The sequence below is a fragment of the Shimia sp. MIT1388 genome (genome assembly GCF_047124445.1).
Lineage (GTDB): Bacteria > Pseudomonadota > Alphaproteobacteria > Rhodobacterales > Rhodobacteraceae > Shimia.
The window spans coordinates 3,037,465-3,057,468 of the sequence record NZ_CP138921.1 but is presented as its reverse complement, the minus strand read 5'-3'; the positions used below and the strand labels follow the sequence as shown (position 1 = coordinate 3,057,468).

Genomic DNA, 20,004 nt, shown 5'->3' with positions numbered 1-20,004 from the left:
TCAGTTAATTCCCGCGTCTTCGAGATCCTGTAGAATCTCGAATATAGGTGTAAAAGTGCGTTTTGATCCCGCAGCAAATTCATCAAATCCCGCACTGTTTTGAAAGCTTTTGAGAACCGCTCGGCCGTCTTCGGCTTTGTTCATGGCCTTGAGGGTGTAGCGCAGTTCTTTCAGAAGCTCTTCGGACAGGCCGGGGCGGTGCATCAGAACGCTGCGCGGGAATTTGTCTGAGATGGCAATCACGCGGAACTCGTCCGGGCGCGCTTCCATGAGATCAAGGTAGTTTTTCTGGTTGGTGGCGCCAGCGTCGGCGCGGCCGGAGGCGACGGAGAACATGGTGTTCTTGTCGTTGTAGGTCAGGAAGTAGCCAACCTCGTCACTGGTGTGCGGGGCGCCGGGGGCGCGAAGTTTTTTGAGGCGCAGCCCTTCACGTAGCAGCATGTGCGCGGGAAGGATAAAGCCGGACGAAGAATCGTAGTCTTCCAGAGCGATGCGCCGGCCTGCCAGGTCTTCCAGAGAGGTGATGCCGCTGCCCACATGGGTGAAGATCACCGAATAATAACTGGCCTGCCCGTCTTTCCAGTGCCGCAGGAAGGGCACGCCGCCGGAGAGCTGGGCCACTTTGGCGACCACCAGAGGGCTGTCGATGAAGATGTCCACTTCTCTGCGCGAAATTGCCTCGGCCATGAGCTGGGTGCTGGGGTGCACCACAAGGCGGACTTCGGAGATGCCATACTCCTCAAGTTCGTCTTCGAGATAGGTGAGGAGCGGTTCGTAAATCCGCATCTGACCGCGGATGCCTTCGTTGAGCGTTCCCAGATTGAGAGTCTCTGCTTGCGCCCAAGAGGCGGTCAGCCAGGTCAGGCTGAAGACAAAGCAGAGTATGTTCCTTCTAAACATGGGCATCCGGAATGATTTACGACCTCCTAATGGCGGTATTAGGAAAGTCTAAACCATCGCTTAATGAATGCCTCGATCGGGCGGAAATCTGCAAATATGCGGTAAATTGCCTACGAATTTTTGTAAAAAGGCTTTCCGGCGCTGCCCAAAGCGCCAGAAAAAAACCACATGATTCGACTTCGCAGTGCACCATGACCAAAGATTGCCGCGAAAAGTCTTTTCACGCCAGATATTTGCCGGGGTAACACCAATTTCCCGTTTTTCGGGAAATTGTGCCTTAGTGTGCGTTCTTTTCGATGTGTTTGATCGGGCGATCTCGGTAGAGCAGCGACTGCGTGTCGGCAAACACATGCACTTTGGCGGGATCGGCTGTCAGCGAGACCTGTTTACCTTTCAGGTCGCGGTGGATGCCTTGCAGCTTGCCAATCACCGGTTCTGCGCCGCCCTGAGGCTCGAAGTAGAGCAGGGTCACTTCGCCCAGGGCTTCGGTGATGTTCACGGTGCCGGTGTAGATCGCATCTCCCTCGGTGGTGATCAGGTCTTCGGGCCGCACGCCGATGTTGACTTGGCGCCCCATGTCCTCCGGCAAGGAAGGCACGGAGGAGGACGCCGTGCCCCCAGCATCCAGCGCGATTGTGGTGGTCGCGCCGGTGCCGGTGATCTTGCCGGGGAGGAGGTTCATGGCGGGAGAGCCGATGAATTGTGCAACAAATTCGTTTTCAGGCCGCTCATAAAGCTCCAGCGGTGTGCCGACCTGTGCAATGCCGCCGCCAGCCAGCACCACAATGCGGGTTGCGAGTGTCATCGCCTCGACCTGATCGTGGGTCACATAGACCATGGTGCTGTCAGGCATGGACTCTTTGAGTTGGGCAATCTCGATACGTGTCGCGACGCGCAGCGCGGCGTCGAGGTTGGAGAGCGGCTCGTCAAACAGATAGACCTTTGGGTCGCGCACAATGGAGCGGCCAATGGCCACCCGTTGACGCTGGCCCCCGGAGAGCTCCTTGGGCAGGCGATCAAGCAGGTTGTGCAGTTGAAGCGTTTTGGCGGCTTTCTCCACGCGCTCGTTGATCTCTGTCACGCTCATCTTGGCAATTTTGAGGGCAAAGGACATGTTTTCGCGCACGGTAAGATGCGGATAAAGCGCGTAGGATTGGAACACCATGGCAATGCCGCGCTCGCTCGGCGGCACATCGTTGACCAACGTGCCGTCGATTTCCAGCGTGCCGGAGGTGATGTGCTCCAGCCCCGCAATCATGCGCAGGAGGGTGGATTTGCCACAGCCGGAGGGACCGACAAAGACCACCAACTCGCCCTTTTCGATCTCCAGATCGATGTTGGCGAGGACATTCACCGGGCCGTAGGACTTTGCGACGTCTTTGAGAATGAGATCAGCCATTTCCTTTGTCTCCTCTGGCAAAGGCGGCTTGCCACGCGGGCAAGGTCACCTTTGCGCCATCTTGGCTCAGGGTGAAAGGCGCATTGGTGTCGATGGTCCAGTCGCCGGTGGGCAGGTCGAAGGTTTGCTCTTCGTCCGAGAGGTTGAAGGCGCAGAGTACGGATTTGCCGTCATGTTCGCGCACAAAGCGGATATGGGTCTCGTCCGCATGTAGCAGCTCGTAGATGCCTTTCAGCAGCGGCAACTGCGTTTTGCGGAAGGAAATCAGGTCGCGGTAGAAGGTCAGCATGGAGCCAGCGGTGCCTTCTTGTGCCTCAACAGATTTGGAGAGGTGTTCGGCGCTGACCGGCAGCCAAGGCTTGCCGTCCGAGAAACCGCCGTTTTGGTTGTCCGATTTCCACACCATTGGGGTGCGACACCCGTCGCGGCCTTTGAACTTGGGCCAGAAGCGGATGCCGTAAGGGTCTTGCAGGTCTTCAAAGGCCACATCGGCCTCGGACAGGCCAAGCTCTTCCCCCTGATAGATGCAAACAGAGCCGCGCAGGGACATCAGCAATGCGGCATAGGTGCGCTGGGCGGCGTCAGACAGGTTCCAGCGGGAGCCGTGGCGTTCCACGTCGTGGTTGGAGAAGGCCCAGCAGCCCCAGCTGTCACTGCCAAAGCTTTCTGCGGTTTGCATGATCTCCGCTACGCGGGTGCCGGTGGGGTGGGCCTGACACAGAAGGGCAAAGTCATAGGCCATGTGCAGCTTGTCGCCGCCGCCGGTGTATATTGCCTGAATTTCGCTGCCGCGCTGGCTGTCGCCCACTTCGCCCACGGTCGTGATGGCGTCATATTCGTTCAGCAGGCTGCGCAGGTCTTGCAGGAAGCCGAGATTTTCCGGCTGGTTCTTATCGTAGAGATGTTCCTGATGGTTGTAGGGGTTCACTGCAGGCGCGATGTTGTCGTTGCGCTCCTCGACTGGCAGGGCCGGGTTGTCGCGCAGTTGGGCATCACAGTAGTAGAAGTTCACGGTGTCCAGGCGGAAGCCGTCGACGCCGCGGTCCAGCCAGAAGCGGGCCACATCGAGAAGTTCCTGGCGGACTTCGGCATTGTGGAAGTTCAGGTCCGGCTGTTCCGCGAGGAAGTTGTGCAGGTAGTATTGCTGGCGGGAGGTGTCCCATTGCCAGGCCGGGCCGCCAAAGATGGAAAGCCAGTTGTTGGGAGGAGTGCCGTCCAGTTTCGGGTCCGCCCAGACAAACCAGTCTGCTTTGGCATTGGTGCGGTCCGCGCGGCTTTCGACAAACCAGGGGTGTTGGTCAGAAGTGTGGGACAGAACCAAGTCGATGATGATTTTGATGCCGAGTTCGTGGGCCTTTGCGATCAACTGGTCAAAGTCCGCCAGCGTGCCAAACATTGGGTCGACATCGCGGTAATCAGACACGTCATAGCCGAAATCCAACATCGGGGATGTGAAGAAGGGCGAAAGCCAGATGGCGTCCACGCCAAGCGAAGCCACATGCGGCAGGCGTTGGATGATGCCGGCGAGGTCGCCAATGCCGTCGCCGGTGCTGTCTTGGTAGGAGCGCGGGTAGATCTGATAGATCACCGCACCACGCCACCAATCGGGGTCTGTGATGAGTGCGGAATCATTGGTCATAGTCGGGTCCTGATAAGTCATGGTTATGTCCGATAGTGAGGCCCGTTTGGGGCCATGTTAGTGTCTGTTTTTACTTGACGGAGCCGGCCAGAAGGCCGCGCACCAGGTAGCGTTGCATCGCAAAAAACACGAGCAGAGGTACCGAGATGGAGACGAAAGCGGCTGTCGCAAGGATTTCCCAATTGCCGCCTCGGGTGCCGAGCAGTTCGACAATCTGGTTGGTCATCACCGTGGTGTTGCCCGTGCTGTCGATCAGGAACACTTTGGCGACCAGCAGGTCATTCCAGGTCCACAAGAACTGGAAGATGGCAAAGGACGCCAGTGCCGGGAAGGACAGCGGCAGAATGATCTTTGTGAAGATCTGGAAGTCGGTGGCGCCGTCGACCTTGGCGTTTTCGATGATGTCGCGGGGCAGGCCGGACATGTAGTTGCGCAGCAGGTAGATCGCAAGCGGCAGGCCAAAGCCGGTGTGGGCCAGCCAGACGCCGAGGTAGCCTTTGCCGATGCCGATGTTGAGGTGCAGTTTCAACAGAGGGATCAGCGCCAATTGTAGTGGCACGACGAGCAGTCCCACCACGGCTGCAATCAGCAAGGCACGGCCCGGGAACTCCATCCATGCCAGCGCGTAGGCGGCGAAGGCGGCAATCACAATTGGGATGATTGTGGCTGGAATAGTGACTGTCAAAGTGTTGAGAAACGCTTTGGTCATGCTGTCGTTGCTGTTGCCGGACAGGAGCACCTGATCATAGTTGGCCAGCGTGAACTCAGGCGGCAGGGTGGCGGTGATGAACACGCGCTGACCGCGCTTTTTCAGCTCCTTTGTGGAGGTGAAGCGGTAGTTGCCTTCCGCGTCCATGGTGAAGGTCTTGGTGTCTTTGGTGAAGCTGGCCACCTCGCCCACGGCGTAGGCGTCTACGGCTTTGGAGGAGACGCCAAAGCGGGTGATTTCCGTGCCGGGTTCGGGGCCTTCTTCTGCCTCTTCCAGCAGATTGCCCTCAACCACCCAAAGGTCACCTTCCTGCGTGGCGGCCTCAGGACCTCCGGTGCGTAGCTGCACCACCTGTTCAGACGGGAACAGGGCCTTCCACCAACCGGAGGCTGCAATTTGATCGGCGGTGCGGAAAGACGACACCAATAGGCCCACGGTGGGGAACAGCCAAAGCGCGACCAACAACACAACGGAGAGGTTCACTGCCCAGGAAAGACCGGATTTGCGTCCTGCGATATTGTCCATGATCTCTCTCCTCAGCGCATTTCTTTGCGGGCCTGCACCACGTTCCAGATCAGGATCGGGGAGACGAGCAGCATGATGATGATGGCGCTGGCGGAGCCGATGCCCCAGTCATTTGCGCGGAACAGTTTGTCGTACATGTAGTTGGCCAGAACCTGGGTTTCCCACTGGCCGTTGGTCATCGCGAAGACGATGTCAAAGACCTTGAGCACAACCAGCGTGATGGTGGTCCAGACCACCACAATGGTGGGCATGATCTGTGGCACCTTGATCTTGAAAAAGATCTGGAACGGGTTGGCACCATCGACAATGGCGGCCTCGACGGTTTCCTCCGGGATGCCGCGCAGGGCGGCGGAGAGGATCACCATGGCGAAGCCGGTTTGAATCCAGATCAGCACCACCATCAGGAAGAAGTTGTTGTAGAACGGCAGGGTCAGCCAAGTCTGGGGTTGGCCGTAAGGGAAGTCCATGCCGATGATGTCGAAGATATTTCGCAGCGCGATCACGGCAATATAGAGATTAACCAAGCCGGAAATGGCGCGCAGGGCTTTCAGGATGAGGCTGTCCTTACCGTCCAAAATCGGGCGGAGCAGCAGCCAGCCGACATAAGCCACGATCGCGGCAAAGGCGGCGAGGATCAGGACAGGGGCGACCTTCAGGAACAGGATGGACCCAAAGCCGCCATCAAATTGCATCCATACGGCATTCAAGATGCCGATCTGCTCATTGCCAGCTGGGCGGGCGTCGTAGACCAATTTGAAGATCACGGAGGCGCCCACAAAAGAAATCGCCATCGGCATGAAGATAAGGGATTTGGCAATGGATCCCCATTTGATGCGGTCGGTCAGCTGGGCCGCCAAAAGGCCAAAAGCGGTGGAAGCGGCAGGGACCACAATCAGCCAGAGCATGTTGTTGCGCATGGCTTCCCAGAACTTGGGTTCGGCAAACATCTGTTGGTAGTTGGCGAGGCCGACAAAAGCGTCGTCTTGGCTACGGTCGGTCAGGGACAGGCGTAGGGTCTCAAACACCGGGTAGCCGAGATAGAGGCCTAGGGCGACAATCGCGGGGCCAAGGAAGAGCCAGGGACGGACCATATTGGCACGGTTGATGTTGCGCCCTGCGTTGGGGCCGCGTGCCGGAAACAGAACTTTGTCCAGAAATAGGTTGGAGAGGTAGAAATACCCGAGGCATCCGCCAACTCCGACGACGATGGTCACAAGACCCAGCACTGCTGGTGACATGACGCGCTCCCCCCGAGGTTTTAGTGGGCTCCCCCGCGCGGTGTGCGCGAGGGGGCAGTTTATTGTTGTGTGTGAAGGGTTACTTCAGCGCGTCCCAGCTATCCTGGATTTCCTGCGCCACGGTGGCGGCGTCTTTGCCGCTGGTGAAGTCGACCATGCCGGTCCAGAAGGAGCCCGCGCCCACACCACCTGGCATCAGGTCGGAACCGTCAAACCGGAAAGTGGTGGCGTTCACCAGAATGTCCGCCTGACCACGCAGCGCGTCGTTCAGGTAGGTCTCTGGGTTCACACCTTTGTGGGGTGTCAGGAAGCCGGACTGTGCCGCGAAGACTTCGTGGGCCACTGGCAGCTGGAAGAATTCCATCAGTGCGGAGGTGGCATCAGATGGATCGGTGATCGCCATCAATGTGCCGCCACCCAGAACCGGGTTGCCGAGGTCTTTGCCTTCGTAGGATGGGAAGTAGAAGAAATCTACGTCTTCACCAAACTCGATGCCTTCTGGGAAGAACGCTGGCACAAAAGATGCCTGGCGGTGCATGTAGCATTCCAGAGGAGAGTTAAACATGCCTTTTGGGCTGTCGCGGAAGTCTGTGGTGGCCACCGCACCAGCGCCGCCGGAGACTTTGGCGTCATCGCCGACAAACCAACCGAACTCTTCAATCGCAGCCACAACACGCTCGTCGTTGAAGGCGATTTTGTTGGTGGTCCAGTCGTCGTAAACGTCTGCTGGCTGGGTGCGCAGCATGATGTCTTCAACCCAGTCGGTGGCGGGCCAACCGGTGGCTGCACCGGATCCCAGACCTACACACCATGGAGTCTCACCGTCTGCCACGATTTGCTCGGTCAGGGCGCGCAGGTCTTCCATGGACTCAGGCACTTCATAGCCCGCGTCTTCGAAGTTTTCCGGCACGTACCAAACGAGGGACTTCACGTTGACGTTGTAGAAGAAACCGTAGTGCTGATCGGCGCCCATTTTGTCGGCGTAGGTGCCCAGATCAACCCAGCTTTGGCCCGCGCCGTAGTTGTCCACGGTCCAGGGACCCATGGAGGCTGGCAGCGGGTGCAGCAGGCCGCGCGCGGCGAGGTCAGAGGCCAGGCCAGGTTGCGGGAACACTGCGATGTTTGGCGCGGCGCCGGCTTCGGCGTCGATCACGATTTGCTGCTCAAAGCTGTCGGAGCCGGTGTAGATCGCTTCGGCGCCGGTGGCGTGGGTGAAGTACGCCAGCACGGAGCGGAAGACGTCATCTTCTGGCTGCAACCAAGGGCCAGCCACAGTCACGGTTTGGCCGGACAGGTCCGGCGCGTTTTCCGCCCATGCGGTGTAGCTGTCCCAGCTGAAGGCGCCTTCGCCGGGCGCAAATTTCAGATGGCCGTCGGCCATCGCGGAGCCGGCGGTCAGAGCCAGAACGGCTGCGCCTGCGTAAAGAGTCGGTTTCATGAGAGTTCCTCCCAGTTTCATGAACTGGAAACCAATTTACCAAAGCGCTTTGAAAATTGCAACGGCGAAGAAAACGGCCTGCTTGTCACCGTGATGCTTATGATTTATTAGGAAAAACGGGAGGGGCGCTGCGCAGATCGTGCAAAAACAAAAGAAAAGTACGACTCATTAATCAAAGCGCTTTGATAAATGAAAAAGAAGTCAATGAACCTAAAAGAGCTTTCGGACTTGCTGGGATTGTCCCAGACAACGGTGAGTCGGGCGCTCAATGGCTATCCGGAAGTGCGCGAATCAACCCGGCAGAAAGTGATGGAAGCGGCGCGGGCGCATAATTACGCGCCAAACACGCGGGCCAAAACGCTGGCAACCGGAAAGGCCATGACCATTGGGCATGTTTTGCCGGTGTCCAAGAAGCACGAGATGGTGAACCCGATTTTTGCGGATTTCATCGCGGGTGCAGGAGAGATCTACTCGGACAACGGTTTTGACCTGTTGCTGTCGGTCGTCGATGACGACTCTGAGGAGGCGAGTTATCGCAAGCTGGTGTCGCGCGGCGCGGTGGATGGAATTATCGTGCATGGCCCCAAAGTGAACGACAGCCGGATTGCCCTATTGCGGGAGTTGGGTGTGCCGTTTGTGGTGCATGGTCGGTCCACTGAAATTGACGCTGATTACAGCTGGGTGGATGTGAACAACACTCGCGCGTTTCAGCGGGTGACAGAGTTCCTGCTGGATCTCGGGCATCGGCGGATTGCGCTGCTGAACGGTTTGGCGGACATGGATTTTGCCACGCGCCGTGGCGCGGGCTACCTCGCGGCGCTCGAAGCGCGTGGGGTGCAGGTTGATCCGGCGCTGATGTTCCACGAGGAAATGACTGAGAACTTCGGTTTTGAAACCGCACGCAAACTGCTGGCGAGGGACAACCCTCCCACCGCATTTGTTGCCTCTTCGATTATTCCGGCCATAGGGGTGCGGCGTGCGATTTCCGATGCGGGATTGGAGATGGGCAAAGACGTGTCTGTGGTGATCCACGATGACGCGCTGAGCTACTTCAGCAACGACGGTGATGAACCCGCGTTTACAGCTGTACGCTCATCCGTTCGGCAAGCCGGTCGGCATGTGGCGCAGGCTTTGATCAATAAGATCGCAACCCCAGGCGCGCCGGTGCACCAGGAGATGCTGGAAGCGGTTCTGACCGTAGGGCGTTCGACTGGGCAGGCGCCTGCGTTGCGGCAAGCCTTAGCACAAGAAAAGTAGAGACTGATGCAGCATAAACGCTCCGATTTTCCCGATGGGTTTCAGTTTGGCGTGGCCACGTCGAGCTATCAGATTGAGGGCCACCAGTTTGGCGGCGCAGGACGCACGCATTGGGATGATTTTGCTGCTACGCCAGGCAATGTGGTGCGGGCTGAAAACGGCGCGCTGGGCTGTGACCATTATAACCGGCTTGAGGAAGATCTCGACCTGATTGCTGGTCTTGGCGTGGATGCCTATCGGTTTTCCACCAGCTGGGCGCGGGTACTGCCCGAGGGTCGTGGCGCGGTCAATGAGGCGGGGCTCGATTTCTATGACCGGTTGGTGGACGGGCTGTTGGAGCGCGGGATCAAACCAGCGGCGACTTTGTATCACTGGGAGATGCCTTCTGCGTTGGCTGATCTGGGCGGCTGGCGCAACCGCGATGTGGCGCAGTGGTTTGGTGATTTCACGGATGTGGTGATGGGACGGATTGGGGACCGCGTTTGGTCGGTCGCGCCGATCAACGAGCCCTGGTGTGTGGGTTGGTTAAGCCATTTTGTTGGGGCCCATGCGCCGGGTTTGCGCGACATTCGCGCCACGGCGCGGGCGATGCACCACATCATGTTGGCGCATGGCACGGCGATCCAGAGGATGCGTGGTCTGGGCATGAAAAATCTCGGTGCAGTGTGTAACTTTGAATGGGCGACGCCGGCGAGTGATGCGCCTGAAGATGTGGCCGCCGCTGCGCGCTATGATGCGATTTACAATCGGTTTTTCCTCGGTGGGATTTTTAATGGGGAATACCCTGAGTTGGCCTTGGAGGGGCTGGAGCCGCATTTGCCAACTGGCTGGCAGGATGATTTCCCTGTGATCAGCACGCCGGTGGATTGGAGCGGTCTCAATTATTACACGCGCACGCTGATGCATGATGATGCAGAGGCGCCCTGGCCGCGGTACCGGCAGAGCGTGGGCGATTTGCCAAAAACCTCGATGGGGTGGGAGATCTATCCCGATGCGTTGCGGGCGTTTTTGGTGCGCATGGCGCAGGAGTACACCGGCAGTTTGCCAATTTATGTGACCGAAAATGGCATGTCGGCGCCGGATGAGATTGCGGATGGCGTGGTCGCGGACCCGCACCGGATTTCCTATCTCAACAGCCATTTGGCGGCGGCGAACGATGCGATTGACGCAGGTGTGCCTTTGGCGGGCTACTACGTGTGGTCCTTGATGGACAATTACGAATGGGCGCTGGGCTATGAAAAGCGTTTTGGCCTGATCCACGTTGATTTTGACACGTTTGAGCGCACGCCGAAGCAATCTTACCACGCCTTGGCAGAGGCGCTGCGGTACTGATCAGGCAGAGAGGCTGTCGAGCGTTTTGCGGAAGGCCACAACCGTGTCACGGTCGGTGATCTTCTGCGTTTTGGCAAAGCCGAAGTGATGCAGGTGCGCGGCCACAGGAATGGCGGTGCCGCAGGAGGCGTGGAACGATGTGATGCCGGTATTTTGCGCAAGTTCAGCCAAATTAGAGACGGATACGCCGCTGCCGACCATGATCTCGATCCGGCCTTTTGCGGCCTGTTGCATGGCGCGCAGAGTGGCCTGGCCATCCACAGCGCGGGGCGCGCCACCGGACGTGAGGATGCGGTGAATCCCAAGCTCAATCGCCTGTTCCATGGCTGCCAAGGGATCTGACAGCAGGTCGATCACCCGATGCAAAGTTACCTCAAGCCCTTCTGCGGCGGAAACGAGGTCGCGAAGGGTGGCGAGGTCCAAGTGATCGCCTTTGGACGCGCCAATCACAACGCCTGCCAGACCTGCCTGCTTCACGGCCTCGATAGAGGCGCGCATGGCTTTCTGGTCAGCCGCGTCATAGCAGAAGTCCCCGGCGCGCGGTCGGATCATGACGTGGGAGGGAATGGCGCTGTCCTGTGCGGCGGCGATCAGGCCGGGGCATGGGGTTAGACCGCCCACGTCCAGGGCGCTGCACAGTTCGATGCGGTCCACGACACCGTCGCAGGCGTTAAACCCGGCGGCGGTGTCGATGCAGACCTCAAATGAGAGACTATTCCGCGGCATTTGCGGTTTTTTGGGCCTCAAGTGCTTCGGTCAAAGTGGCCTGAACAGCGTGATCGTCGCCAAGCAGGAGCACATCATCAGTGCGGCGGTTTTCTAGCTTTCCGACGTCCGGCAGACCAATGCAGGACGCTGGGTTGGAGATGGCCATACGTAGCGCGGTTTCCTCGGACAGGCCGACCTTGTGGATCAGGCGCTGAACGCCCTCGGCTTGCGTCACATGTGCGCCAGCAAGACTGCCTTCCTTGTTGATCAGGCGCCCGTTCTTCAGCATCACGCGATGGCCGTAGAGGTCAAAGTGATCCGGTCCACCGACGGTGGCCATGGAATCCGACACAAGGATCATGCGATCGTTTTCTGGGCGGGCGCGCACGGCCAGACCCACCATGCTATCCGCTACGTGGTGGCCGTCACAGATGATGCCGGAATAGATATTTGAATTGATTACAGCACCTACCGCACCGGGTTCGCGGCTGGTCATTGGGGACATGGCGTTGAACAGGTGGGTGGCGCAAGTGGCGCCTGCCTCGATGGCTTCGTTGATCTGTGCGGCGGTGGCGTTGGTGTGACCAATGGAGACCACGGCGCCGGTGTCTGCCAGCTTGGCGATGGTTTTCAGAGGGGTGACCTCTGGCGCTAGGGTGATCAGCACCGGAATGTTGATGTCGCGCAGGTGAGTCACCACGGCCATGGTGCGGTCGTCAAACGGACGCACGTAGCCCGCATCATGGGTGCCACGGCGCTCTTTGGAGATATGAGGGCCTTCGATGTGCAGGCCCATCACGCCCGGCAGGCCCTGCGCGGCGATGGCTGCGTTGGCGGCGTTGTCCAGCACGTCGGCACTGTCGGTGATCACCGTAGGCAGGAGCGCCACGGTACCGAAGCGACGGTGCGCCTCCGCGATGGTGGCAATGCCGTCGCGTGTGGGGGTTTCATTAAGAAACACGCCGCCACCGCCGTTGACTTGCAAATCGACATAGCCGGGTGTCATCAGGCCGGACACTTTGAGGGCATCCGCCGGGGCAGGTCCGATATCTGTGATCTGACCGTCTTTGACGTGCACTGCGACGCCAGTCTGAATGCTGTGACCGTCAAACAGACGGTCCGGGGCGATCCAACGATCGGTCATGGGGATACCTCAAAGAAATAGGGTTCCAGTGCCAGTTCGATTTGCGCATCGATCAGGCGTTGGGCGTGAGAACCAGACAATTGTTCGGCACGTTCCAGCGTGGTGGTGCCAAAGGCGGCGCGGACTTCGGCCTCTGACAGGGTGTCAGGGGTGTCCGAGAGGAGCTGCTGCACCGCGGCTTGCGCCTTGGGCTGTGGCCAGTAGTAGCGGATGCGGTCCGCAAGACCGATGTGGCGCTGGCGATGCAGGCTATCTGCATCACCGTGGTAATGCCCTTGCCAATACTTTGGATCACTCAACATCAACTCTTCCATCGTGGCGCGCAGCGCACCGGAGGGTTGGCGCAGCGCATCCAGCGCATAAACTGCCTGCCGATAAGCAAAGGTCAGCGCTGGGCCCACCTTCTGGAAGGCAAAGCCAAGTTCCGCAAGGCGCACATAGGTGAGTGGGCGTTGATAGTCGGTGGAGTGTGCTTCCAGGCATACAGTTGGGTGATCGGCGATGGCGGCGAGGAAGCCGGGATCGCGGTTGAGCGGCAGGTGGTGCACGTCTGTGGGGCCAAACTCGACACCGGGTTGCACCACGAGGCCGCCAATGGAGGACGCCAGGTCCCCAAAGGTGTCGATGTGGGCCTTGAGTGTGGCGGCGGCGTCTTGCGCGTTGGTGGGGGGAATGTCGCCATCTTCATCGGCACGAGCACCGCCGGGGGGCGGCACTTCTGTACCCACCACAAACAGCAGATCGTCGCTTTCCTCGGCGCAAATACGGGCAAGATCAGCGGAGCGCTCGGCGGTTTGATCGTCTGTCAGCTGCGCCGCTTCGCCAGCGCAACCTTCGGAACAATCGAGATGGATCTTGCCAAATCCAGCCTTCACATAGTCGCGGACCAGAACGCGGGCTTTCTCCATGGCGTCATCCGCAGACATGGACCGCCAGGCTTGTGGACCAAGGTGGTCTCCGCCAAAAATAATGCGCTCGCGGGCAACATTGGCGCGGTCGGCAATGTCATAGACAAAGCGGATGAAACCTTCGGGTGTGATGCCGGTGTAGCCGCCGTCCTGATTGACCTGGTTGGAGGTGGATTCAATCACGATCTGGCGGTCCAGTCGTTCGGCCAGCACCAGGGAGGCGCGCAGAACGTCGGGATGCGCGGAACAGACCGATGGGATTGCCACAGGCGTGCCAGCGCGGTTTTTCTGAATGATGGAACGCAGGGCGTGTGTCATGAGTTGGCCTCCTGCCAAGCGGCATACGCGGCCCCGCGGGCGCCGCTGCTGTCACCGCCCTGCGCCAAGGTCAGGCGGGCGGTGGAGAAATCCCCAATTTGGGCTTTTTGTGCGGCAACAGAGAGATCCTGGATCACGCCGTCGATCTGGCTCAGGCCCCCGCCCAGCACAATCACATCGGGATCGGCGGTCAGGGTAAGGCTGTGGATCATCTCTGCGGCCAAGGTGCACCACACATCCCAGACCTCGGCCATGTCATCATGGCGTCGCGCGGCGATTTCTGGTGGCGTGACCTTTTGGCCTGTGAGCGTTTCCGCCAGGGCGGCTAGGCCGGGGCCTGCGACGTATGTCTCGATGCAGCCCAAACGGCCACAGCCACAACGGCGGATCGGCAAGTTGTGACGGGACACGATATGCGCTGGAGCGGAGGTGTGGCCAAACTCGCCGCCGGTCAGGGTTGGGCCCTGTAGTAGAGACTGATTCACCACAATACCGCCACCAATACCGGTGCCGAGGATCAGCGACATGACGATATTCTGACCTTTGCCAGCGCCAAACACCGCTTCGGACAAGGCCAGTGCGCGACAGTCATTTACGTAGGTGATGTGACGGCCGACAGCAGTGTTGATGTCTGTTGGCAGAGGCTTGTCCGTGGCGGGCAGATTGGCGGTCAGGGCCAGGCCGGTTTGCGGATTGACCAGACCAGCGGCACCAATGCCAACCGGCAGTTTTTCACCGGACTCGGCTTCGGCCCAGGCCACTTGGTTGGCCACGGTTTGCACGAGACCTTCATAGATTTTTGGCGTTGGCTCGCGATGGCGGGCCACCTCGTTCCACTCTGCATCAAACAGGCGGACCTCACATTTGGTGCCGCCAAGATCGATCCCCGCAACGGTCATCAGCCCACTCCGTGCAGTTTCACACCGGAGACCACGCGCGAGAGCGTGCCTTGGCCGGTGAAAGGATCGTCAACATTCAGGCCCAGATCCGCAGCCCATTTCACGCCGTCGATTTGCGAAGACGCGATGCATAGCGGCGCAGCCCAGGCGGTGCCAAAGGGCATGTCGATGGCGATGTCGCCTGCGGGGCCAATGTTGGTCACGCGGGCGTCCGGGAACTGCGCACGCAACTCGGCTACTAGGTCGGTGTCATAGGCGTTGGTTGGCGCCTGCGGGCTGCTGAATACGGTGATCGTGGTCACGTCACGCACAAAGGATTTTGGCCCGTGGCGGAAGCCGAGCGAGCTGTCCCAAAGCGCAGGGGTTTGACCGGCGGTGAGTTCCATGACCTTTAGCGCGGCCTCACGGGCAGCAAAAGCCAGCGGGCCGGAGCCGACATAGACCGCGCGATCGGGGCGCGGGGTGCCAAACTGTGGCAACAAGTCTTCGAGCTGATCTGCCAGCGCGTTGAAGCGGGCAGGCACGTCGCAAGGTTCGTCAAATAGCGCCAATGCCGTCAGGAGCATCGTGGAAAAGCTGCTGGTCATGGCAAAGCCCGCGTCGTGGGTGACTTCGGGCAGGTTGATCACTTTCAACGGACCCGGCGATGTGCGTGTTGCGAGCGCGCCGTCGGGGTTGCAGGTGATGTGCAACCGCGGGGCTTCTGGGGCCAAAGCGTCCAGAACATCCAGAGTGCCGAGGCTTTCAGCAGAGTTGCCGGAGCGGCCAAAGCTAACCACCAATGGGCGGTTGCCAGTCAGGAACGCTCGCGGGTTTGCGACCAGATCGGTGGTAGGGACCGAGCGGGTGCCCGGCACGGCTGCGGCGATGATGTCGCCGATATACGCGCTTGTACCTGCGCCACAGAACCATACTTCGTCTGCGTTCTGCGCGGCAATCCAGCTGCGCAGGTCTGCTACGTCGAGCGCGTCGCCCCAGGCCCGCCAAACGGCGGGCTGCTGGTGAATTTCGCGCCACGTGGCCCAGGTGTCCAAGGTCGTGCTCATGTGGTCTGGGTCACTTTCGCCAGAGTTTCCGGTGTGTCCGGGTTCAAGCCCATTGCGAGCGCGGTTTCAAGGATGACCGGGTAGATCAGCGCAAGAAGGTAGGCGGCTGCGGCGGCTGGCTTGATTTCCGTGTCGATCAGGTCTGTCACGCGAATGCGATGCACGTCACAGCCAACAGCGGTGAAGCGCGCTTCGGCTTGATCGAGGCTGTCCTGAATGTCGGCTTGGCCCGTGTCGAGGATCAGCACCATCATGGGGTTGGTCGCCAGTTGCAGCGGGCCGTGCAGCACTTCAGACGCGGAATAGGCTTCGGCGTGCAGGGCGCAGCACTCTTTGAGCTTCAGCGCAACTTCGTGGGCGGCGCCAAAGCCGGTGTCACGGCCAATCACATAGAAGTGGCGCGCGCGTAGGAAAGCGGCACGCAGGGCGGCAGCATCTGGCAGCGTGGAAGGCGCAGCGGCGATGGCATCTGCGGACGGCTTGACGTCGTAGGAAGACTCTAAACCAGCCAAAAGTGCCATCCCGGCGGCCACAGAACCCACCACGGTTTTGGTGGCTGGAACGGCATTTTCTGGGCCTGCACCAATTGCGATGGTGGCATCAGCAGCGGCTTCGACAGGGCTGTCTGGGATGTTAGTCAGCGCAAGCACTTTGGCCCCACGGGAGGCGGCCCCTTTGGCGCTGCGCACGAGATCTTCAGACGCGCCCGACTGGCTCACCACCAGCGCGGCGGCGTTGTCCATAGACACACCTTTGCCGATGGAGAAAATTGACGGTGGCAGAGAGGTCACCGGCACGCCAAGTTCGCGCATGAACTCATACGACAGGATATTGGCGGCTGCGTCAGAGGAGCCGCGAGCAATGGTGTAGATCGCTTTCACAGCGTCCAGGTTTGGCAGCGAAACATCTTGAGTAGCAGTCTTGGCAAAGACATCAATTGCCTCTGCGCTCTCTTTGGCCATCATTGCGCCGTGTACGGTGCTGTTCATTGTCATTCTCGCAATCCAAACTTATCGAATTCGGCCCAAACAGGGGCCATGTTGATCATTTTTCCGTCGATGCGCGCTTCATCGAGCGCCATCGCGACAAGGCCTGCCTCCAGCGCGTCAACCACGCCAACCGGTAGGGTCTCGGTTTCGCCTCTTAGGAAGGCAACGATGTCGTCCACCATCATGTGGTCGGCGCCGTAGTGGGCCGAGGCCCGGGCGCTGTCCATCTGGGTGTAATCGTGGTCGGCAATCACCGATCCGTCACGTGCAGTGGCTTTCAGATAGCCGCGCACAAAGTCACCTTCGGCCATGCCCAGAGCACCCATCACACAGAACCGACGGTGCTCATCCGGCACGTTCAGGTTAGTGTGAAACGACAGGGAGGCGCCGCTCTCGTACTGCAAAATCGCGGTTTGGTAGTCGATGATGTCGCCGTCCGAGTGGAACGGGTCATCAATGCTCTGCCAGACGCTTTTCTTGCGGTGCATGATTTCGTTTTCGGTGTTTGAGGCGGGCGCAAACGCCGGAACAAATGATTTGCGCCCGCCGAAGCTCGCGACCTGGGAGGGACGCGATCTTGTCACCATGTTGTAGATGTCGATGTCGTGACAGCATTTCTCGAGCATGAAGCCGCCGGACCACTGCACCATGCGACGCCAGTCGCGCATGAAGAACGCGCCATGATACGGAGCGATGTGCTCGTTAGCTTCCAGCGAAGTGATGGGCCCCAGTTGGTCCAGCACGCGGCGCAGATCGACCATATGCTGCGAATACCGCAACACCAGACCGACCATGACGCTGTCGGTGCCATGCTCCGCAAGGAGCGCTGCCAGTTCCATGGTCTCCTCTTTGGTGGTGACCACAGGTTTTTCAGTAAAGATGCGCACGCCGGCAGCGAGGCCGATCTTGATATGCTCCAGATGGAAGCTGTTGGGCGAGCCGACAAAAAAGAGATCCGGCGCGGTTTGTGCCAACATTGTCTCTATTGTGTCAAACTGGGGCACTTCGGTGCCAATCATCTCCAAGTGGGTGGGTTGTGGGTCATAGAACCCGACAAACTCAACTTCTGGCATGGCCTCCTTGAGGATGGAGAGCACATGCCCGGCCCGAAGGCCTATGCCTGCTGTGACAACGCGCATGGGAGGTCCTTATGCCACCAGAGCTGGCGCGGATTTGCGGCGCAGCACCTGACCATTGGATTGGAACACGTGGCAATCTTCTGGCGCCACGGACAGGCGCATGTTTTTGCCCTGCTGAATGGGTGCGTCCCCGGACAGGGAGGCACAGAAGCGGGTGCCGTTGCCAATAGTGCCGTAGGTGATCGAGACGCCGCCAAGGCGCTCCAGCACATCTACGGTAATGTCCAAGCCGTCTTCTGCCAAAGTCACGTGCTCTGGGCGGATACCCACTTCAACCGTGTCGCCTTTGGAAACGCCAGCGGTGTCCACAGGCAGAGACATGCGGTGGCCGCCTTCCAGTTCCACGGTCAGAGCGCCGGTGGTTTCCAGAACGGTGGCCGGAATGAAGTTCATGTTTGGTTGGCCGATGAAGCCCGCAACGAACTTGGTCGCCGGGTGGTGATAGAGTTCCATCGGCGTGCCAAACTGCTCAACCTGACCGCCATTCAGAACCACGATGCGGTCCGCCATGGTCATGGCTTCAACCTGATCGTGGGTCACGTAGACCATGGTGGCGTCGAGTTGGTTGTGCAGTTGGCTCAGTTCCACGCGCATGTCGCCACGCAGGGCTGCGTCGAGGTTGGAGAGCGGCTCGTCAAACAGGAAGACCTTTGGGTTGCGCACAATCGAGCGGCCGATGGCGACACGCTGGCGCTGACCACCGGAGAGCTGGCCCGGTTTCAGGTCAAGTTTTTCGGTGAGTTGCAGGATGTCGGCGGCGCGTTTCACGCGCTCGTCCATTTCGCCTTTTTCCATCTTCTGCACGCGCAGCGGGAAGGCGATGTTTTCATAGACGCTCAGGTGCGGGTAGAGCGCGTAAGATTGGAACACCATGGAGATACCACGGTCCACTGGGGCTGCGTCGCTGACGTCTTCGCCGCCGATCAGAATGGAGCCGGAGGTGGATTCTTCGAGGCCGGCAATGATGCGCAGCAGGGTAGATTTGCCGCAGCCGGATGGGCCTACGAAGACCACAAATTCTTTGTCCTCGATTGCCAGGCTGATGTCGTGCAACACCTTGGCCGAACCGAAGGACTTGTTGATAGCATTCAGGTTGAGCGTCGCCATGGGTCTGTCCGTTTGTCTGAGAAGTTTCGTGAGTGGAGGCACCCCGGGCACGCCGCGCAGTTTGGCGCGCCCGGAGCAGGGAGGAACCCTTAGAGGGCGTCGTCGAGCTCTTCAGCTGCGATGGTCACCAGGTTGTCGACGGTGTCGTCTTTCAGGATGATGCCCTGAACCATGTTGGTGAACACGGACTGCAGCGATTTGAAGTCTTCTACGAGTGGCTCTGGGCCACCGGTGGAGATCGATGCAGTGAAGATTGGCCAGATGCCGTCGTTGTAGTAAGGCTCGTCTTTGCCCAGCTTGGTGTAGTCCAGGATCGGTGTCAGACCCCAGCTGCTGTCCAGGTCGTACTGGCTGTCACCGGAGGTGATGCGCTGTGCCAGGTCGTGGGCCAGATCTTCGTGGCCGGACCCTTTGAACACCACGATGGAGTCGGTGATCAGGATGGAGCCGCTCTCACCGGAAGGACCGGCAGGGATTGGCGCAACCAGCTGGTTGATGTCTTCGTTGTGCTGGCCGTGACCCCAAGGACCGGTCACATACATGGCGATCTTGCCGTCGTTGAACAGATCACGCAGCTGGCTGCGCTCCCATGCGGTTGGGCCGTCCTGTGCAACGTCTACGAGCTTGCCGTAGAATTCCAGAGTTTCGCGGGTCTCTTTGCTGTCCAGTTTGTTCTCGCCGGTCGCGCCGTCGATCACAGTACCACCGTTGGAGTACAGGTAGTTCAGGAACTGGTGCATGGTGTTGTCGAAGTCTTTGCCGGAGAGGCCAACGCCTGCAACTTCGGTGTTGTCCACAACGCCTTTGGCCATTGCGTACATGTCATCCCAAGTTGCCGGAGCCACACATTCCTGACCGGACTCTTCGATGATGCCACAGTTGATGTAGAGCGCTTTGGTGGAGAAAGCGTGTGGGTAGCCCCACTGGGTGCCTTCGATGGTCACAGTGTCCAGAACGCCAGGCTGGTAAGGCGCGTCTGCATCGATGTTGGCGGACACGATCAGGTCGTTGTTGGCCAGCTGACGCAGGGTACGGGAACCCATGTAAGCGATGGAGGGTGGATCACCGGCCGCGGCCAGAGTCAGAGATTTGTCTTGGCAAGTGCCCCAAGGAACCGCCTCGAGGTTTACAGACACACCTTCGTGGTCTTTTTCAAACTGATCAACAACAGCTTGGTCGGCTTCGCGAACTTCGCCGCCGCACATGATGAAGTGCAGTTCTTTGTCCGCTGCCAGTGCGCCGCTTGCTGCCCCAGACAGCAGGGCCGCGCCCAATGTGAGTTTCACGAGTTTCATAGTCTTCTCTCCCT

At 59.4% G+C, this 20,004-nt stretch carries 17 protein-coding genes; 2 read left to right on the top strand and 15 right to left on the bottom strand.

Annotated features, from left to right (window positions below; translation table 11 throughout):
- The 6 genes from SIB92_RS15175 to SIB92_RS15150 all read right to left on the bottom strand — a co-directional run bounded on the left by SIB92_RS15175 (position 1) and on the right by SIB92_RS15150 (position 7,848).
- Positions 1-900 carry a phosphate/phosphite/phosphonate ABC transporter substrate-binding protein gene (locus tag SIB92_RS15175; protein WP_412552832.1) on the bottom strand — a complete coding sequence of 300 codons (900 nt, stop codon included), beginning with the start codon at positions 898-900 and terminating at the stop codon, positions 1-3.
- Between the two features lie 277 nt (positions 901-1,177).
- Positions 1,178-2,299, bottom strand: coding sequence for an ABC transporter ATP-binding protein (locus SIB92_RS15170; protein ID WP_412552831.1), 1,122 nt, complete (start codon positions 2,297-2,299; stop codon positions 1,178-1,180).
- Entirely contained in the window at positions 2,292-3,938 is a 1,647-nt protein-coding gene (locus SIB92_RS15165; protein ID WP_412552830.1) for an alpha-glucosidase family protein, read from the bottom strand. The genes SIB92_RS15170 and SIB92_RS15165 overlap by 8 nt, the downstream gene beginning before the upstream one ends.
- Before the next feature lie 70 nt (positions 3,939-4,008).
- A complete protein-coding gene (locus SIB92_RS15160) occupies positions 4,009-5,172 on the bottom strand; it encodes a carbohydrate ABC transporter permease (RefSeq protein ID WP_412552829.1) in 1,164 nt (387 codons plus the stop codon).
- 11 nt (positions 5,173-5,183) lie between these two features.
- A complete protein-coding gene (locus SIB92_RS15155) occupies positions 5,184-6,410 on the bottom strand; it encodes a carbohydrate ABC transporter permease (RefSeq protein ID WP_412552828.1) in 1,227 nt (408 codons plus the stop codon).
- 79 nt (positions 6,411-6,489) lie between these two features.
- Positions 6,490-7,848, bottom strand: coding sequence for an ABC transporter substrate-binding protein (locus SIB92_RS15150; RefSeq protein ID WP_412552827.1), 1,359 nt, complete (start codon positions 7,846-7,848; stop codon positions 6,490-6,492).
- Positions 7,849-8,052: 204 nt separating this feature from the next.
- On the opposite strand from SIB92_RS15150, the gene SIB92_RS15145 reads away from it, so the two are divergent.
- Both SIB92_RS15145 and SIB92_RS15140 read left to right on the top strand, forming a co-directional pair.
- Positions 8,053-9,105, top strand: coding sequence for a substrate-binding domain-containing protein (locus SIB92_RS15145; protein WP_412555847.1), 1,053 nt, complete (start codon positions 8,053-8,055; stop codon positions 9,103-9,105).
- A 6-nt stretch (positions 9,106-9,111) separates the two neighbouring features.
- Complete coding sequence (locus SIB92_RS15140; protein WP_412552826.1) at positions 9,112-10,437, top strand: GH1 family beta-glucosidase; 1,326 nt, start codon at positions 9,112-9,114, stop codon at positions 10,435-10,437.
- On the opposite strand, the gene SIB92_RS15135 is transcribed toward SIB92_RS15140, so the two are convergent.
- The 9 genes from SIB92_RS15135 to SIB92_RS15095 all read right to left on the bottom strand — a co-directional run bounded on the left by SIB92_RS15135 (position 10,438) and on the right by SIB92_RS15095 (position 19,990).
- Positions 10,438-11,163, bottom strand: coding sequence for a copper homeostasis protein CutC (locus tag SIB92_RS15135; RefSeq protein WP_412552825.1), 726 nt, complete (start codon positions 11,161-11,163; stop codon positions 10,438-10,440).
- Positions 11,150-12,289 (bottom strand): N-acetylglucosamine-6-phosphate deacetylase, encoded by a 1,140-nt coding sequence (nagA, locus tag SIB92_RS15130; RefSeq protein ID WP_412552824.1) that lies wholly within the window; start codon positions 12,287-12,289, stop codon positions 11,150-11,152. The genes SIB92_RS15135 and nagA overlap by 14 nt, the downstream gene beginning before the upstream one ends.
- The gene (locus SIB92_RS15125) at positions 12,286-13,515 is read right to left on the bottom strand and encodes a class II D-tagatose-bisphosphate aldolase non-catalytic subunit (RefSeq protein ID WP_412552823.1); all 1,230 of its coding nucleotides are present in this window, start codon (positions 13,513-13,515) and stop codon (positions 12,286-12,288) included. The genes nagA and SIB92_RS15125 overlap by 4 nt, the downstream gene beginning before the upstream one ends.
- Entirely contained in the window at positions 13,512-14,414 is a 903-nt protein-coding gene (locus SIB92_RS15120) for an ROK family protein (RefSeq protein WP_412552822.1), read from the bottom strand. Before SIB92_RS15120 ends, SIB92_RS15125 begins: the two co-directional genes overlap by 4 nt.
- On the bottom strand, positions 14,414-15,460 hold the full coding sequence (locus SIB92_RS15115) for an SIS domain-containing protein (RefSeq protein WP_412552821.1): 1,047 nt from the start codon (positions 15,458-15,460) through the stop codon (positions 14,414-14,416). The genes SIB92_RS15120 and SIB92_RS15115 overlap by 1 nt, the downstream gene beginning before the upstream one ends.
- Positions 15,457-16,455: an SIS domain-containing protein gene (locus SIB92_RS15110; protein ID WP_412552820.1), complete on the bottom strand. Its 999-nt coding sequence runs from the start codon at positions 16,453-16,455 to the stop codon at positions 15,457-15,459. Before SIB92_RS15110 ends, SIB92_RS15115 begins: the two co-directional genes overlap by 4 nt.
- Positions 16,452-17,588 (bottom strand): Gfo/Idh/MocA family protein, encoded by a 1,137-nt coding sequence (locus tag SIB92_RS15105; protein WP_412552819.1) that lies wholly within the window; start codon positions 17,586-17,588, stop codon positions 16,452-16,454. The genes SIB92_RS15110 and SIB92_RS15105 overlap by 4 nt, the downstream gene beginning before the upstream one ends.
- A 9-nt stretch (positions 17,589-17,597) precedes the next feature.
- Positions 17,598-18,695 carry an ABC transporter ATP-binding protein gene (locus SIB92_RS15100; protein ID WP_412552818.1) on the bottom strand — a complete coding sequence of 366 codons (1,098 nt, stop codon included), beginning with the start codon at positions 18,693-18,695 and terminating at the stop codon, positions 17,598-17,600.
- Between the two features lie 89 nt (positions 18,696-18,784).
- Entirely contained in the window at positions 18,785-19,990 is a 1,206-nt protein-coding gene (locus SIB92_RS15095) for an ABC transporter substrate-binding protein (RefSeq protein WP_412552817.1), read from the bottom strand.
- Between the last annotated feature and the right edge of the window lie 14 nt (positions 19,991-20,004).